The following is a 15,226-nucleotide window of genomic DNA, read 5'->3' on the forward strand; positions in this document are numbered from 1 at the left end:
CTTAACTGCTTTTTTTGACACTTTCTGGAACGCTCAGCGATGACAAACCCGCGATCGCTCTTAAATTTTGAGCGCGAATTAACTCTGTAAAATTTAAACTAGAGCGACCTTCGATTTTACCGACGGCTTCAATTGCGGATAACAATTGCTGGGCAGCTTCAGCTTCCGTGTAGCCCCGCCGAATCGCTACCTTAATTGCCGCTTCATCCGCATCCAGTTCAGACTGAGAACTGCGAGTATTTCGCCAAATCTGAGTCGCTGCCAATCCGCTCAATCCGCTAGCCACGACAACACCTACGGCATCTCCTTGGACAAGCTGCACGATTGCTCCAATTGCCCCAGCCGCCACCACACCTTGATAAAGGTCGGGTTTAAACCACTTGATCCCAGTCAGCCAAGCAACTGTGCGTAAAATCAGCAAATCTCGCTGCGGCTGAGACAAGCGACGCCATAAATCAAAATTGATATAAATCGGTCGATCTTGTGCCCAAGGCAGCGGAAATGGGCTATTAATCACCTGCGGTTGCTCCGGTTTGCTAACCACTTTTGTCAGCATTCGACCAGATGCAGGCATGACATCTAATAAGCGGCGAATTTCAGGCTCTGGATTCATCTTGGATGACTTGGGGCAACTATGGTAAAGACGCGATCGCTCTCCTCTACTCACTGAAAACTATTCTAAGGAATGTGGATGAAATAATTGGTAAAAGTAGGGATATGCCCCTACCCAGGAAGTTGAAATAAATCCACAATCCTCAGTTTTAGGGGGAGGGAGACGGAACGGCTGAAGCCGTAGGCTTGGGTTTAGGAGCTTGCTGAGTGGGCGGAGTGGTAGCTCTAGGCGTCGCCTTGGGTGTTGTTGTCGCTCTGGGTGTCGCCGGAGGTTTTGTGGCGGGGGCTTGCAGCCGAGTTGCGGGTGAGGGCGCTAGGGCTGGGCTAACAGGTGTTGACGTTGGTTCGGGTGAAATCGTTGTAGCCGGTAAGGGCGTTATCGCTGGGTTAACGGGTGTTGACGTTGGTACAGGGGAAACCGTGGCACCGGGAGCAGGAGACACCGTTGGGCTAGCAGCCGGAGCGGTGATAGAAGCAGGAGCGCCCTGTACACCCAAAATACTGGGATCTCCAGTGTCAAATATGCCAGCTAGACAGGCAATCATCATTGTCGCCAGCGTGCCAGCAAATAGCGCTTTCCAACCGAGTTCGGAGATATCTTTGCGCCGTGAGGGAATGAGGGCAATGGTGCCACCGACAAAAATGCCCACCGAAGCCAGATGGGCAAATCCGGAGAGGGCATAACTGACGATTAACACCGTGCGATCGCTTACAGTTCCCGCTTGGGCAGCTTCTGCTAACGCTTGATAGGGAGGAATTGCGGTTTCGAGGAGTCGTCGCCCAATAATTACAGACGCTGTCCAAGATTCGCTAAAGGGGACGCCGGTTAAGATTGTTAGGGGATAAAACAAGACTCCTTGAATATTTGCCAAAGTGACAACTTTGAATAAGTCACCCACTGCTCCGGGTAAACCGCCCAACCAACCAAAAAATTGATTCACTAAAGAAACTAGACCCAAGATTAAGATCAGCACAGCAGCGATCGCGACTGCCATCTTCACCCCATCTAAAGAGCCGACAATCGCCGCATCTAAGGGGCTAACTCGCTCGATGGGTTCTCCAGCTACGGTTTCCTGTTTGTACGTCCCTTCCTTCTCGACTTCCTCAAACTCATTTTGCTCAAATTCCTTGGCTGTTTTCTCGCTAGGAATGCCGCCCAGCGTCAGAGGAGTTCCTGTTTCTGGCACTAAAATTTTTGAGATCACAAAACAGGCGGGGATAGCCATAATCGACGCCGATACTAAGTGTCCCAGAATGTTCGGAAAGACAGGTCTGAGGAAACTGACGTAAATTGCTAGGGTTGAAGAGGCAGCCGTACCAAAACAACACGCTAGAATCGCGCACAGTTCCGAACGGGTCATTTTTGGCAGATAAGGCTTAACGACAATCGCCGCCTCAATCCCGACAAAAATATTCGCGGCACCGCTGAGCGCTTCCGCCCCGCTCAGGCGCATCGTCCAATAAAATAATTTGGCAAATAGCTCGGTGATAACTTGAATGACGCCGATGTTGTAGAGGAGCGCCATCAGTCCGGAGAAAAAGATTACTGTTGGTAAGGCGCGAAAAGCAAAAATATAGCCAAGATTGATTGGTGGATCTTGACCGGGGATGGGGACAATATTTCTCCCAAAGACAAACCGCGCCCCAGTGTCAGCAGCGACAAACACCGCGTCTAGTAAGGTCGTAAACCGCTCCAGTGCGATTCGCGTGGGGGGAAACTTGAACACCAAAAAAGCCAAGACTAATTGCAACCCGATGCCCCAGATAATCACGCGCCAAGGGATGATTCGCTTGTGTTCGGAAAAGAGCCATGCGATCGCGCATAAACCAAAAAGGCCGAAAAAGGAGATAAGGTTGAGATAAAAAGGATGAGACATGGGCTGAATCCTTATTTCTTGAGAGAGTGCTTCCCAGTTTGCCGTCCCCTACAAATCAGCGCGTTTTTCGGCTTTATCCCCGCCTGGAGAAGGATGACACGGGACACCCAAGACAATACCTGAAAATGAGGCGCTTCAGTACTACTACAGCTTTAAAATAAGCACAGAAGCCTGTATCTTATTCAAACTTAAGAATTCCTAAACACAAGGAAACAACTTAGCTAGAGCAGTCCCAGCTTGAAGAATGCTGCTCTTGGGCAGTTAACTACCCACAAATTCAATACATGGAAGCTTTTGACTCAGTTCCTCCCAAATGGATCGAATCTGCTACTCACGCCCGCGAGTTTTGCTGTCCTAACTGTCGGGCTTCCTCCAGGGAAGCGCAACAGGTTTGGCTCAACCGGCGATCGCCCGTGATGACAGAAGATTATCGCCGAAAATGGCAGGAGTTTTATCAGTGCCAGTGCGGTAGTGTCTGGTGGGCATGGAGTAACGATCGCCCTCCCTCTGATTTATTAAAGCGCGAGCCTCCAACGATTGACGAGTGATGCTTTATAGAAGTAAAGCGCGACTCCCTACGGGATAGCTACTCTACCCTTCGGGAACCCCTTCGAGGAACGAGAACGCTACGCGAACGCTTCACGCATTTTCTCTGGTTGAGCGCCTTAGCGAAGCGAAGCCTCTAGGCTGATCGCACGATTGTGTCAGCCGTAAACAAAAAAGCGATTGCGCTACCGCGCAGCCTTCGGATCGCATATCGGAAATTTAGAAATTACGTCTTTTACAAGGCGTTCACAACAACTGCCATGAATCTATCAATGTTTGCAAAAACCCTGCCTGCTGCTGTGTTAACGATTGCCTTTGCCTCTTTGAGCGGCAACAGTTTAGCCCAAAACGCCTCATTTCAAGTAGTAAGTGCTAGAGATGGAGATGATGTTACGGTAAACCAAGGCAGCAAACAGTTGAGAATTCGGCTAGCTTGTATTGATGCGCCTGAAAGAGAGCAGAAACCGTGGGGCGATCGATCGGCTAATCGCCTCAAGCAGCTTCTAGTCCCTGGTCAGAGTGTGCGGCTAAGGGTGGTGAATACAGACCAGTCTGGGCGAACTGTGGCGGAAGTTTACCGAGGCAATCAGTCGGTAAACCTTCAAATGGTGAAAGAAGGTCAAGCCGTTGTCTACCCGCAACATTTGAACAATTGCGCTGCTACCAAAAACCAATATCTACAAGCACAGGCAGCAGCTAAAAAGCAACGTTTGGGTTTTTGGAAACAAGCTCAACCGATGATGCCGTGGGATTTCCGCCGCACTCAGGGTAGTCGCGGTTAGTGAGCGGGAACGAAGACAAGGAATATACTTTGGGTCTTAGCAAAAAGCGCTGGGCAAACAAAGGCGATCGCATTCTCTTTTTGTCAGCGCGTTAGCGAAGCGAAGCTGTTCAGCTTATCGCTCCCCACCTCCGGCAAGCAAGCTTTAAGATGAAGAAGTATTAACAACGCGAATATCGCTTCATGGACTGGAAAGAAATATCCGGTAATTGGGTGTTAATTCCCCAACATCCTGTAGGAATTGTGCATTTTCTTGGGGGCGCATTTGTGGCGGCTGCACCCCACGTCACTTATCGCTGGTTATTAGAACAACTGGGGAATCAAGGGTATGCGGTGATTGCGACGCCGTTTGTGAATACGCTGGATCATAGCGCGATCGCAGGCAACGTCCTCCTCAGCTTCGATAGCGCCATCGAACAATTACGGGCAAAAGCGTTATTGCGGCGGCGATATCTCCCAATCTACGGACTTGGACACAGCATGGGTTGCAAACTGCATTTGCTCATTGGTAGTCTTTTTTCAGTGGAACGTGCTGGGAATATCCTGATTTCCTTTAATAACTACACCGCAAGCGAAGCCATCCCATTTGTGCAGCAGTTTAATTTCAGCCCAGCTTTTAATGTCGAGTTTACACCTTCGCCGGTAGAAACTAACAATTTGATCGCTGATAAATACAGTATTCCGCGAAATTTACTGATTAAATTTTCTAACGATACGCTTGACCAATCAACTGGCTTAACTGAGGTTTTGCAAAAGCGATTTTCGGGGATGGTAGCAATGCAAATGTTACCAGGAAGTCATATTACACCGCTTGGTCAAGATGTCAATTGGCAAGCGGGAAAGGACTTCACACCGTTTGATGCTGTTGGTCAATGGGTAAAGCAAGAAATTTTATACAAAGAGCTGAATTTGTTGAAAAGAGAAATTCTCCGCTGGTTACAGCCTTTCTCTCCTACTTAACAATTACTTGAATATTTAGTAGCAGTAATGGTGTAACTGCTGCGTGTAGGCTGAACAAGGCAAGAAAGAAAGCTCGTGTTATAGCAGTCCTAAAGGATTCCTAAAGGCAAGATCCCCGGCTTCGAGAGAGAATTAGGGTATCTGACATTGCTGGCATCTCATCACTCAAATAGGATTGCTATTAGCAAAGCACAATAATAGATTGTGCTTTTCTTTCTTGATGAGCATCAACTAGCTGCGAAAGTCCTACTAATTTTATTGTTTACTTCAGCAACGCGGCGGCCCATCATCGTAGGAAATTAAATTATCTCCTGACTCAAGAATAAACTTAACTTGGTGGTCTGTAGCAACATGAAACCACCAACTGTGTTTAAGTTCCCCTCTTTTATACGGGCTGTCCCACTTACAAACAAATATTATGTTTTCCCCTCCCACAGGTAAGTGAACGGAGGAATTGCTTTTTTGGGAAAAGATTCTATTCTTTAATTTTTGAACTAGAGTGACCGAATCGTTTTGTTGTTTAGCAGCTTCGCCTTCAAAGGTAATAGTGAGCAGCGTTATCTTAGGGTAGCACTCAGTTGGAATGCAAACACCGCCTACATACTGTAAAGTTAAAATATTTTCCGAACCAGGGGAATCAGGCCATTCTTGAACACACCCATTCTGATTCTGATAAATTCGTGGTGGTGATGGTAGCAAATTAGCTACTTGTTTAGCTAATTTAATTGCTTCAGTAGGACTCAGTTGTGGCTGCATAAAAAAACTTGAGGAGGTAGAACTTAATCTACCTCCTCAGTGTCTACTTTTCCGAATGAATTACTTCATGTTGACGGGAACTTTCAAACCTTCTGCTGAGAGTCTGCCGTCTGGCTGAATGGATTCACCTTCGATGAAGGAACGCAACATCCAAGCCATTTGCTCATGTTGTTCCATCAAGCCGGTGAGGAAATCAGCGGTACCTTGATCGTGGAAGTTATCACCGCACTGATCGATGTGTTCGCGCAGGTTGCGGATAACCAGTTCGTGATCTGACACGAGGTTTTCTACCATGTGAAATGCGTTGGGAAGAGTACCCGGATCTTCTTTAATAGAAGCGTACTTCAGGAAGCCTTCCGCAGTTCCTACGGGATAACCACCCAAGGCGCGAACTCGCTCAGCGATCGCATCAATGCTTTCCGTCAACGCGGTGTAGTGTTCTTCCCATAGCTGGTGCAGGGAGCGGAACTGAGGGCCAACCACATCCCAGTGGTACTTTTTGGTTTTGATCAATAGCAGGTAGGCATCCGACAGATCTTTATTTAATAAATCCGTCACGCCTTGACGCTGCTCTTCTGTTAAACCTATGTTTAAAGGACGCATAATTGTTGTGTTCTCCAGCGATAATCACTCTTACTAGTGCAACAAATCTATACAGGGGATTCATCAGCCAAAGGGGAGATTAGTCGAGCGCTTGATATTGCGTGGGTTTGAACGTAGTCAGATGGGTAGGCTCAAGCTTTGGATATAGCACTGACTTTGACGCGGTGCAGCAGTTTCTCTCCATGGCGGTAGCCGAGATTACTGACTTTCACAATTTCTCCAGGTTGAGCAGTTCCTTTAATGAGTTGATGGAACTGCGGATCGTAAGGGAGTTCTGCACCGACAGATGCGATCGCTTCCACTCCCCATTGAGAAAGCATCTGTTGCACAGGTCGGACTAATGGCAGCAATTTCACCGCTTCCATCTGGGGATTCTCTAAAGCTCTGGCGGCTGCGGTAGGCCAATACAACAAAAAAGATTCTAAAACTTGCAGACTCGACATCTGGAATTCCTGCATTAAAGTTTCTCGCTGCTGTTCTAAGAGCGATCGCAGCCGCTGATACTCTTGCTGTAAAGACGCCAACTCATGCTCCCGATTTATCTGCTCTCCCAGCGCTGGCGGTTTCCTATCCCCAAAGGTGGTCAGTAACTCGCTTACTGACACTTTCAACGCTTGGGAGAGCTTGATCAGGGTTTCTACTCGCATCTGCGAAACTTGTCCCAGTCGCAGTCGCTTGACTTGTCGTTCTGAAACTCCAGCTTGCCGACTCAAAGCTTTATAACTAGAAATCCCCGCCAGTTGCATGAGTTGCTGCAACTGGCGGGCAAATTGCTGTACAGAATCTGGTTCGTTTACCACGTTTGCTTTTTCAGTTCGCCCGGCAGGTGCGTTTTAATTATTGAAAGCTCCTAGGGGCACACAACTCGCTGTGCGCCCCTACTGTCAGTAATTAATGTTTACTGGCAACTGCTTGTCTTGTGCCAACAGAGGTTAGGGTTCCAGTTTGCAGATGCGCTTCTAAGAACCACAACCGCTTATCGATCGCGCGAGACACTTCTGTGTAAAGGTCTGCGGTATCAGCATCGCCTAAATCGGCTGAAGCATCAATATTTTGGCGCAGCGACTTGGCATAAGGTGCAAAGCGTTCCGCCAAAGCGATAATGTGGTCTTTGCCGTCGATGATATCGATCGGATACTCTGGCAAAATAGAGGCAGCTACCGCCATCCGAGCCGTTCCCATCGCCATCCCTCCTAGAGCGGTGACTCTTTCGGCAAACAGATCGGTGAATTCTTCCAACTCAGTAGCAACCTCATCAAAAAGTTGGTGTAACTGGTAGAAGTCCATCCCTTTAACATTCCAGTGCGCCTGCTTTACCTGAGTTTTTAGGTCAAGGGTGGTTGCTACGGTTTGGTTCAGAAGCTCGATTACCTTAGAGCGAGTTTCTGCGGCGATGTCAATGCTAGTCGGGTAGAGACGTTGATGATGATTGATACTACTCATATGCCTTGATCCTTTTAGATGGAAGTGTATAGAAAAGCACAGACTTTTGTAGATTATCTTTGCACGCTTAGGACAAGATAAACTGCGATCGAGGATACTAATTCGCAGTACAGGCTGAATTTTGAGCTGGAAAGCTTGTTTTTGAATACTCAAGCTAAATGCATTCTCAGAACAGAGCGCGGTGCGCGGCGAATCCGGCAAGAAATTGTTTCTTGACCTAGGCGCTGACAAGCTTCAAATCGATGACAGCCGGAAAAACCATAGTATTCTCCATCTACTTCCAGCACGTCGATGGGCTCTTGCTGACCGATTTCTTGAATGGATTCCATCAAAGCCGCTACTTTGGCTTGGTCAGTTTGTCGCGGCAGAGGACGATGAATCTTTTGCAGGGGTATTTCTTGCACCCTTACCATAGGACGAGTAGCTGTCTCCATCTGTTGTTTCTTTCTAAATCATACTCGGAATGACTTCGACTTGACAACTGGATACTTTAAATTAAGCTGAAGATTGTCGTTCATCCCCGATCTATTCGTCCTGGCGTCTATCACAATAGATGGAACAACTAGCTGCGTAGGTTGAGACAAAATATAGAGTCAGCTTTGAAGAAAAATCTTCTATCCTCAGATAGTCCATGCAAAAAAAGGGATGTACCTTGAGGCAGAATTTGGTAAAAACCAAATCGCAAAGTCGGAAATTCACTCGTCCGGCTGGGATGGGAAAACGTTTAGGTCACTGGTCCCGCACCATTTTGACGGTGTTTGGGCTGATAGGACTCACAGCGGCGTCTGGACCGGCACCCAGTAGCAATGATGTGGAACTGAAAGTGGGGGTTGTGCAGCGATTTGGTGAGGAACCCGACCAAATGACGTTGCAGGCAACATCGGGCGATCGCTTGATGTTGCGCTTTAATACAGGCGATCGCCAGCAAACCCTGCAAACCACCAGTGCCAAGCTAGAAGTGACCATGCAACCTCTACCAGCACCTGCGTTAGAGGAACGGCTTGTCCTGGGCATTTATCGGAGTTTTGAGATGGCGGAAGACAGTGCCAAAGCGTGGCAAGCCAAGGGAATTGAGGTTGAGGTAGCGCAGCCGGAACGCTGGCAGGTGTGGGCAAAACGCGATGTTTACAAAACGCCTTTAGTGCGCCGCTGGCTGTTGCAGAACCTCCAAGCTCAAGGCGATCGCGCTGCGTATTTGGAGACGGAAGTGGTGCAGAAAGTGCCCAAAGCGTCTCTCGTGGTGAATGGTTTTCGGTACGATCGCGACCAGATAGAGATTATCCCTGGCAAAAACCCGATCCAGGTGACAAAAGGCAAAAACTCGAAAAATAGCGTTCTCTACGCTGGCTCGTTGCGGCTGCAACCCAACGCTTACGGCACTTACACCCTGGTCAATCAAGTACCCTTAGAAATTTATCTGCGGGGCGTCGTACCGCACGAACTGGATGGCGGTGCCCCCTATGCGGCGGCGGAAGCGCAGGCAATCATTGCTCGGACTTATGCACTGCGGAACTTACGGCGGTTTACAGTGGATGGGTACGAACTGTGTGCAGACACCCACTGCCAAGTTTACAAGGGTCTCACCGGCACTGTACCGACAACAGACAAAGCGATCGCGGCGACAAAAGGTCAAGTGCTAACTTACCAGAATGAACTGGTGGATGCCCTTTATTCCAGTACCAGCGGTGGCATCAGTGCGCCCTTTAATGATGTCTGGAATGGCCCAGATCGCCCGTATCTCCAAGCCGTGGTAGATTCATCTGGGACAATTTGGAACCCGCAGTTGTCTTTGGCTCAAGAACAAAATTTCCAGCGGTTTATCAGCCTGAAACAAGGATTTCACGAAACTGGCGGCAATTGGTTTCGCTGGAGTAAAGCCAGCAGTATCGCTCAGATTACCCAAGATTTGCAGCTTTATCTCAAGCGGACAAAGACTCCCCATACTCCCTTTAAAGCAATTAAGCAATTGCGGGTAGCAGAGCGATCGCCCTCCGGACGGATTATCCGACTGGCGGTGCAAACCGACACCGGCGTGGTTGAGATCCATAAGGATGATATCCGCAGTGCCTTCCGACCACCCCGCAGCACCCTTTTCTACCTACAACCTATCTATGGCGCAGACAAAACCCTAAAAGGTTATGCCTTTATTGGAGGCGGATTGGGGCATGGCGTAGGCATGAGTCAAACCGGCGCATTCAATTTAGCGAAAGCGGGTTGGTCAAGTCAGCAGATTCTCAACTTCTACTATCCTGGTGCCCAAATTCAGCCTCTTAACCAGTCCATTACCTTCGGCCCGGATCAAAATACAAAAGCGTTGCCCAACTCCTGAAAACAATCAAGCAGGGACGCTTGAGAGTGTCCCTGCTAAAAAGCTTAGAAGTTGTCAGTTATTTGGCGGCGGGTTTAATCCAGATATCTGTAAATAGTCCATCCTATCGATCAACCCGCCCATACAAGTCAGTTGCTGGTTTGAAAAGACGCCAATAATAGCGCGTCTTTTACTGATATCCGTTGTACGTTGTTTTTTCTTGTCTGCGATCGCTGACAACCAACCACTGACTGGTTTTCTTAATAGAGTTCTTCTTCTTGGTGGGTCATGATGGTGCAATCCGACTTGGGATAAGCCACGCAAGTCAGGACATAGCCAGCTTCAATCTGATCGTCATCCAGGAAAGACTGGTCAGATTGATCGATATCACCCTCAGTCACTTTGCCAGCGCAGGTTGAACAAGCACCAGCGCGACAGGAGTAGGGCAGATCGAGACCTTGATCTTCTGCGGCGTCAAGAATATAGACGTCGCCTTCAACTTCAATCGTGGTGTCCAGCCCTTCGGCTTCGTTAATTAACCTTACTTTATAAGCCATGTAGCGTTCCTCTCAAGTAGTCGAAATGGCAGTAGTAATTCAGAGTAGAGCGACCTTCCTCGCTAGACTAAGCTCAGGTAAAGGTTTGCTTACTAGGTTCACTTCCTCTTTAGATACTACGGGAAAAACCAGAGCCTTCAACACGAGATCAATAGATGGTGTGAATGGTATTCGTAATAAACTTTTAAGATTCAATCCTAATTACTTATACTTATCAATGGAATGGTAGACCAGTGATACGATGTTCAGCTGACAATTCCTCGAGAACATCGAGATACCTTCTTCGGGGTAAATATATTAGCTGTAATTATAGAAAGAATTAATAACAACAATTAATCTTTAAATTCAGACAGATGAACTGAAAAATTTAGAGATTAATCACCGGATGATTTTTTACTGTTAGCAACAACACAATTTTAAAATGCCAACATCAGTGTCTCATCCTGCGTGGTCTGGCAAGCTCCCAATCGGTGTCGGGCTGGTGGGAACTGGATATGCAGCTAAACTCCGGGCGCAAACATTTCAATCCCAAGATAGAACCCAGCTAGTAGCCGTTGCCGGACATACCCCAGACAGCATAAAGGAATTTGGTCAAACCTACTCTTGCCAAGCCGTTTCATCTTGGGAAGATTTAGTGGGGCGAGAGGATATCGATTTGATCGTCATCTGCACGGTGAACCAGCAGCATGGAGCGATCGCGCGTGCCGCACTTGAAGCTGGAAAACACGTTATTGTCGAATATCCGCTGTGTTTGGACGTTGCAGAGGCAGAAGCACTCATTGCCTTAGCACGCGATCGCAACCAACTCCTGCACGTTGAGCATATAGAAATTCTGGGCGGTTTGCATCAAGCACTGCAGCAATCCTTACCCGAAATTGGAGAAGTCTTTTACGCCCGTTACAGCACCATCAATCCCCAGCACCCAGCACCCCAGCGCTGGACTTATCACCCAGAATTGTTTGGTTTTCCTCTGTGCGGTGCCCTCTCTCGCATCCATCGCCTAACTGATTTGTTTGGAACTGTTGCTACCGTTAGCTGTCAAGCACGGTATTGGGGCGAGGGGACGTTCTACCAATCCTGTTTTTGCACAGCCCAGCTAAAGTTTACTAGCGGCGTGGTTGCAGAGGTGATTTATGGAAAAGGGGAAAATCTCTGGCAACCATCCCGAAGTTTTGAGGTTCACGGAGAACACGGGGGATTAATTTTCGATGGAGATGAAAGCAAGCTAATCAAAGAGAACGAGACAACACCAATTGAAGTGGGAGGGCGTCGGGGTTTATTTGCCAAAGACACCAGCATGGTTTTAGACCACTTGATTGAAGGCACACCGCTGTATGTTACCCCAGAGGCTAGCTTATACGCCCTCAAAGTTGCCGATGCCGCGCGTTGTTCAGCAGAAACTGGGCAGACAGTTGTAGTTTAAGCGCTTTTCAAGTAGCAAATTAACTTTGTGTTAAGGCATTTTGCAACGCCAGCTCAACTTGAAGCGACTCTCTGCCAGATTTGAGGAAAACATTGGTGTTCTTAGCGTTAAAAAAGCTTCTAATTTTTACTTGCGACTCGCTACATTTTTAAAACCGGCGACTTCCGCTAAAGTATACAGAGGTCTACCTTTGACTTCTTCATAGATGCGCCCGATATATTCTCCCAAGATGCCGATACTTACCAATTGCACGGCACCGAGAAAGAAGATTGCAACCAGAATCAATGTAAATCCAGTAAGGGGTGAATTCGGGACAAAAATGCGCCAATACAGAACTAATATCGCCATCACCAGAGCGATCGCTGCCGCGAATAAGCCGACATAAGTAGATAGCCGCAGCGGTACTTTTGAGAAGGAGACTAATCCATTCACTGCCAAGGACAAAGATTTACTGAAAGTGTACTGCACTTCGCCAGCAAAGCGGGGGTGACGCTCGAAGTAGACGGCGGTTTGGGGAAAGCCAACCCAAGAACGTAGTCCTCTGATATAACGATTGCGCTCAGGCATCGAATTAAGGATATCTGCGACTTGTCGATCCATTAGACAGAAATCGCCTGTATCGGTAGGGATGTCTACATTTGCCAGACGCTTGAGAAGACGATAAAACACATAGGCGGTGAAGCGCTTGAACCAGCCTTCTTTGTGGCGTTTGATGCGCTGAGCATAGACGACTTGATAGCCTTGTTGCCATTTTTCCACCATGTCTGGAATTAATTCTGGGGGATCTTGTAAGTCGGCATCAAGGATAACAATTGCTTCACCCCGAACAAAATTAAGACCTGCGGTGACAGCAATCTGATGACCGAAATTACGGGCAAGGCTTAAGTAGCAAACTCGCGGGTCTTTTTCATGCAATTCGCGCAGCATTTGTAAAGAGCGATCGCGACTGCCATCGTTGACTAAAATTAGCTCCGTTGGGGCATCTAGCCGCTCCATCACCGCACTCATCCGCCGATAAAGTTCGGGGATGCTTTTCTCTTCGTTATAGATGGGAATGATGAAGGAATATTTGGGGTTCATAATTAGCTGTTAACGATTCGCCAATAACTTTTAGTGAATCGCTGTCATTGGTCAAGTGTCATTACTTATTCGCTCTTCGTCAATCGCAAAGGACTGATGACTAAGTAGGATAACTGAATTTAATCCTGTCATTTTGTCGTTTGGATTGAGGGACAAAACCATACATTGATAAGGTTTGATGAGTAACGCTTAGTCGCCCTACTCATCCGGCAAATAATTAAGTCCCTCTATTTAATGACTAATCGCTAACAGCTACGAATTATCGTTCCAATTTGTTAGGAATGCCTTCGCAACCACCGGGAATTGTGGCTCTGGTTTTTTCGCCACCCCAAGCACAACAATATTGGCGCAGTTCTTCCGAGAGTCCCTCAACGTCGGTGAAGTCGGCATTTTCTACTACAGCGCCCGTATAAGCACCTGTTTTGTAGTTAGCGTAGGGAGGTTGAGTATGAGTGCGAGGGGTCGCAGTTTCCCCCGGACCATAGAACAAGCGGGTGGCTTTGAAATCGGCACCGGCAAGATTCGCTTCATACAAGATGGTGCGAGAGAAATTAGCCTTGACTAAATCGCAATTGCTTAAGTTAGCACCAACAAGATTGGCTTCGCTTAAGTCTGTGCGGCGCAAGTCGGTGCCAGACAAATCTGCCTTCGCTAACATGACTCCTAAGTCGATAACGCGCACGCCGTTGACGCGGTCTTCTGCATAGCCTCCCAGTCCGTCAAAGATAGCTCGACCTAGGCGGCGATCGCGTTCTAGGGGAGTTAGCAATTTAGAACTGGACAAGAACCGCAGAATTTTGGCTTTCCCGCTGGCGTCTACACTGCTCAAGATAGCGGCGGTACGCCCTTCGGCTAGTAACCGCTCTTGAGGCCAATCTTCGAGCAATCCTTCTTCATCTAATACTAGGTCGGAGATGCCCTGAAAATAAGTATCGATCGTCTGCTGCTGAGTAATCAGGTTTTGCTGAATGGTCAGGGAGTTTTGCTGAATGGTCAAGTCTCTGGAAATAATGTACTGTCGCCACGCCACGTATACGGCGATGACGGCAATGAAAATTTGCCCTACAGCTCCTGTCCATTCTGCCAGGGAACCGAGTTCATCCCATTTTTGCTGGTTTAACCACTTGCCGATGTTTTGGTTGATACCAGAAAACTTGAGCAAGCTGATGAGCGATAAGATTGTTCCGACGATGGCGACGATGACAGCTCGCTGTTTTGGCGGTAGCATCTCATCCAGCACGGGTTCCAAACCAAGCCATAGCATCCGCAGCGATACGACTAGCCCCACGATCGCTCCTGATATCCCGATCCAGAAGTTATTAATTGCTAACCCTAGGATGACTAAGGCGATCGCTATCAGGACGATGGGCGTTCCTTGCGGAACAACTGGATTCTTTTTGGACAGCACCAGCGATCGCGGCATGGTAGCCAAATGTTGCTCGTATTGGTTCCGTCCGGACGGTGTCAGCGATTGCATCTGCGACGGGCTGTTCACAGCAGGTCTGTTACCATTGCCACTATCTTGAGCGTTTGACGGTGAATTGGACTGGGAAGGATTAGGCTCTGTCGTCATTGTGTTAATTCGTCAAGCAGGCGCAGTAAACCCATGCTTTATGGTAGCGGCTGCGGCAGTCAACAAGATTTTATCTAATAGAGCAGGCAAGTGTTAAGGGCAAATGGCGCTGAATGCGATCGCTCTGTTTCCTCTTTTTCCTGTAGTTCGAGAAAGGCGCGATCGCTATCATAAAACAAGCAACTCAACAGAAACCAGGAGAATAATTCATGAATACCCAATTAGTTGAATCCCTAGTCCAAGTTATTTTATCTCTGCCACCGGATGAGCGATCGCTACTTGAAGAAAAACTATTTAGCAATATACCCTACCCTTCAACCCTTGAATTAGCGCACCTTGCACAAAGCGGAGGAGCTTTTGATTTTCTCCACAATGAACCTGATACTTACACCCTCGATGATGGAGAAGCAATCTAGTAAGACTTAAAAAAGGAGATATTGTCCTAGTTAATTTTCCCTTTACAGACTTAAGTACAACAAAATTACGTCCTGCGTTAGTGCTGACGGCAAGTTCTGCAATAGATGAAGTGACTCTTTGCTTCATTTCCTCTCAAAATGCCACCAGCTTAAGTCTTGAAGAATTTGCTCTCAATATTAGACCTCCTGCATGAATCAGGAGGCATGTGCCAGTTCGTAGTTCAGCAAGCCAGCAATTAGGTTTAAGCGCAAACCAAATCTCTGCCTGCGATTGCGATAACGTCCTGAAAA

The 15,226-nt window shown here is 47.8% G+C and carries 17 protein-coding genes and 1 pseudogene; 7 read left to right on the forward strand and 11 right to left on the reverse strand.

The genetic code is table 11. The annotated features are described in order from the left end of the window. Nucleotide 1: 1 nt before the first annotated feature. On the reverse strand, nt 2-613 hold the full coding sequence (locus tag NDA03_RS26400; protein WP_348239645.1) for a DUF3318 domain-containing protein: 612 nt from the start codon (nt 611-613) through the stop codon (nt 2-4). 148 nt (nt 614-761) lie between these two features. Beyond that, on the reverse strand, nt 762-2,489 hold the full coding sequence (locus tag NDA03_RS26405) for a nucleoside transporter C-terminal domain-containing protein (RefSeq protein WP_190525274.1): 1,728 nt from the start codon (nt 2,487-2,489) through the stop codon (nt 762-764). Between the two features lie 284 nt (nt 2,490-2,773). Here NDA03_RS26405 and NDA03_RS26410 point away from each other — a divergent pair, with 284 nt between their 5' ends. The 3 genes from NDA03_RS26410 to NDA03_RS26420 all read left to right on the forward strand — a co-directional run bounded on the left by NDA03_RS26410 (nt 2,774) and on the right by NDA03_RS26420 (nt 4,776). Then, entirely contained in the window at nt 2,774-3,037 is a 264-nt protein-coding gene (locus tag NDA03_RS26410; RefSeq protein ID WP_190431685.1) for a hypothetical protein, read from the forward strand. Nucleotides 3,038-3,295: 258 nt separating this feature from the next. After that, the gene (locus tag NDA03_RS26415; protein WP_348239646.1) at nt 3,296-3,817 is read left to right on the forward strand and encodes a thermonuclease family protein; all 522 of its coding nucleotides are present in this window, start codon (nt 3,296-3,298) and stop codon (nt 3,815-3,817) included. A 182-nt stretch (nt 3,818-3,999) separates the two neighbouring features. Next, a complete protein-coding gene (locus NDA03_RS26420) occupies nt 4,000-4,776 on the forward strand; it encodes a DUF1350 family protein (RefSeq protein ID WP_348239647.1) in 777 nt (258 codons plus the stop codon). Nucleotides 4,777-5,043: 267 nt separating this feature from the next. Here NDA03_RS26420 and NDA03_RS26425 read toward each other — a convergent pair whose 3' ends face one another. The 5 genes from NDA03_RS26425 to NDA03_RS26445 form a co-directional block, all read right to left on the reverse strand. Next, complete coding sequence (locus NDA03_RS26425) at nt 5,044-5,532, reverse strand: hypothetical protein (RefSeq protein WP_348239648.1); 489 nt, start codon at nt 5,530-5,532, stop codon at nt 5,044-5,046. Nucleotides 5,533-5,592: 60 nt separating this feature from the next. Beyond that, the gene (locus tag NDA03_RS26430) at nt 5,593-6,135 is read right to left on the reverse strand and encodes a Dps family protein (RefSeq protein WP_190410457.1); all 543 of its coding nucleotides are present in this window, start codon (nt 6,133-6,135) and stop codon (nt 5,593-5,595) included. A gap of 131 nt (nt 6,136-6,266) precedes the next feature. After that, nucleotides 6,267-6,881 (reverse strand): nucleotide exchange factor GrpE, encoded by a 615-nt coding sequence (grpE, locus tag NDA03_RS26435; protein ID WP_348239652.1) that lies wholly within the window; start codon nt 6,879-6,881, stop codon nt 6,267-6,269. A gap of 145 nt (nt 6,882-7,026) precedes the next feature. Then, the gene (gene dps / locus NDA03_RS26440; RefSeq protein WP_190410458.1) at nt 7,027-7,578 is read right to left on the reverse strand and encodes a DNA starvation/stationary phase protection protein Dps; all 552 of its coding nucleotides are present in this window, start codon (nt 7,576-7,578) and stop codon (nt 7,027-7,029) included. A gap of 149 nt (nt 7,579-7,727) precedes the next feature. Beyond that, nucleotides 7,728-7,991 (reverse strand): sulfiredoxin, encoded by a 264-nt coding sequence (locus NDA03_RS26445; protein ID WP_190410890.1) that lies wholly within the window; start codon nt 7,989-7,991, stop codon nt 7,728-7,730. Between the two features lie 299 nt (nt 7,992-8,290). On the opposite strand from NDA03_RS26445, the gene NDA03_RS26450 reads away from it, so the two are divergent. Continuing rightward, nucleotides 8,291-9,907 (forward strand): SpoIID/LytB domain-containing protein, encoded by a 1,617-nt coding sequence (locus NDA03_RS26450; RefSeq protein ID WP_348239653.1) that lies wholly within the window; start codon nt 8,291-8,293, stop codon nt 9,905-9,907. Nucleotides 9,908-10,146: 239 nt separating this feature from the next. Here NDA03_RS26450 and NDA03_RS26455 read toward each other — a convergent pair whose 3' ends face one another. Then, the gene (locus tag NDA03_RS26455) at nt 10,147-10,443 is read right to left on the reverse strand and encodes a ferredoxin (protein WP_190410460.1); all 297 of its coding nucleotides are present in this window, start codon (nt 10,441-10,443) and stop codon (nt 10,147-10,149) included. Between the two features lie 421 nt (nt 10,444-10,864). Here NDA03_RS26455 and NDA03_RS26460 point away from each other — a divergent pair, with 421 nt between their 5' ends. Beyond that, a complete protein-coding gene (locus NDA03_RS26460; protein ID WP_348239649.1) occupies nt 10,865-11,866 on the forward strand; it encodes a Gfo/Idh/MocA family oxidoreductase in 1,002 nt (333 codons plus the stop codon). 126 nt (nt 11,867-11,992) lie between these two features. On the opposite strand, the gene NDA03_RS26465 is transcribed toward NDA03_RS26460, so the two are convergent. Beyond that, nucleotides 11,993-12,946 (reverse strand): glycosyltransferase family 2 protein, encoded by a 954-nt coding sequence (locus NDA03_RS26465; RefSeq protein ID WP_190410462.1) that lies wholly within the window; start codon nt 12,944-12,946, stop codon nt 11,993-11,995. A gap of 259 nt (nt 12,947-13,205) precedes the next feature. Further along, nucleotides 13,206-14,519, reverse strand: a complete 1,314-nt coding sequence (locus tag NDA03_RS26470; RefSeq protein WP_190410463.1) for a pentapeptide repeat-containing protein — start codon at nt 14,517-14,519, stop codon at nt 13,206-13,208. Between the two features lie 209 nt (nt 14,520-14,728). Here NDA03_RS26470 and NDA03_RS26475 point away from each other — a divergent pair, with 209 nt between their 5' ends. Together NDA03_RS26475 and NDA03_RS26480 are read left to right on the forward strand one after the other, a co-directional pair. Further along, a complete protein-coding gene (locus NDA03_RS26475; protein ID WP_348239650.1) occupies nt 14,729-14,935 on the forward strand; it encodes a hypothetical protein in 207 nt (68 codons plus the stop codon). A gap of 20 nt (nt 14,936-14,955) precedes the next feature. Then, nucleotides 14,956-15,129, forward strand: coding sequence for a hypothetical protein (locus NDA03_RS26480; protein ID WP_348239654.1), 174 nt, complete (start codon nt 14,956-14,958; stop codon nt 15,127-15,129). A 1-nt stretch (nt 15,130) separates the two neighbouring features. Here the strand turns inward: NDA03_RS26480 and NDA03_RS26485 are convergent. Beyond that, a pseudogene (locus NDA03_RS26485) lies at nt 15,131-15,226 on the reverse strand (IS5/IS1182 family transposase); the annotation flags it as partial.

The sequence above is a fragment of the Trichocoleus sp. Lan genome (assembly GCF_039961855.1).
GTDB lineage: Bacteria > Cyanobacteriota > Cyanobacteriia > Cyanobacteriales > FACHB-T130 > FACHB-T130.

What these genes read in the sequence shown, in the direction of transcription:
- NDA03_RS26400 (WP_348239645.1), bottom strand. Translation starts at nt 613, where the DNA reads ATGAATCCAGAGCCTGAAATTCGCCGCTTATTAGATGTCATGCCTGCA.
- NDA03_RS26405 (WP_190525274.1), bottom strand. Translation starts at nt 2,489, where the DNA reads ATGTCTCATCCTTTTTATCTCAACCTTATCTCCTTTTTCGGCCTTTTT.
- NDA03_RS26410 (WP_190431685.1), top strand. Translation starts at nt 2,774, where the DNA reads ATGGAAGCTTTTGACTCAGTTCCTCCCAAATGGATCGAATCTGCTACT.
- NDA03_RS26415 (WP_348239646.1), top strand. Translation starts at nt 3,296, where the DNA reads ATGAATCTATCAATGTTTGCAAAAACCCTGCCTGCTGCTGTGTTAACG.
- NDA03_RS26420 (WP_348239647.1), top strand. Translation starts at nt 4,000, where the DNA reads ATGGACTGGAAAGAAATATCCGGTAATTGGGTGTTAATTCCCCAACAT.
- NDA03_RS26425 (WP_348239648.1), bottom strand. Translation starts at nt 5,532, where the DNA reads ATGCAGCCACAACTGAGTCCTACTGAAGCAATTAAATTAGCTAAACAA.
- NDA03_RS26430 (WP_190410457.1), bottom strand. Translation starts at nt 6,135, where the DNA reads ATGCGTCCTTTAAACATAGGTTTAACAGAAGAGCAGCGTCAAGGCGTG.
- grpE (WP_348239652.1), bottom strand. Translation starts at nt 6,881, where the DNA reads ATGCAACTGGCGGGGATTTCTAGTTATAAAGCTTTGAGTCGGCAAGCT.
- dps (WP_190410458.1), bottom strand. Translation starts at nt 7,578, where the DNA reads ATGAGTAGTATCAATCATCATCAACGTCTCTACCCGACTAGCATTGAC.
- NDA03_RS26445 (WP_190410890.1), bottom strand. Translation starts at nt 7,991, where the DNA reads ATGGTAAGGGTGCAAGAAATACCCCTGCAAAAGATTCATCGTCCTCTG.
- NDA03_RS26450 (WP_348239653.1), top strand. Translation starts at nt 8,291, where the DNA reads ATGGGAAAACGTTTAGGTCACTGGTCCCGCACCATTTTGACGGTGTTT.
- NDA03_RS26455 (WP_190410460.1), bottom strand. Translation starts at nt 10,443, where the DNA reads ATGGCTTATAAAGTAAGGTTAATTAACGAAGCCGAAGGGCTGGACACC.
- NDA03_RS26460 (WP_348239649.1), top strand. Translation starts at nt 10,865, where the DNA reads ATGCCAACATCAGTGTCTCATCCTGCGTGGTCTGGCAAGCTCCCAATC.
- NDA03_RS26465 (WP_190410462.1), bottom strand. Translation starts at nt 12,946, where the DNA reads ATGAACCCCAAATATTCCTTCATCATTCCCATCTATAACGAAGAGAAA.
- NDA03_RS26470 (WP_190410463.1), bottom strand. Translation starts at nt 14,519, where the DNA reads ATGACGACAGAGCCTAATCCTTCCCAGTCCAATTCACCGTCAAACGCT.
- NDA03_RS26475 (WP_348239650.1), top strand. Translation starts at nt 14,729, where the DNA reads ATGAATACCCAATTAGTTGAATCCCTAGTCCAAGTTATTTTATCTCTG.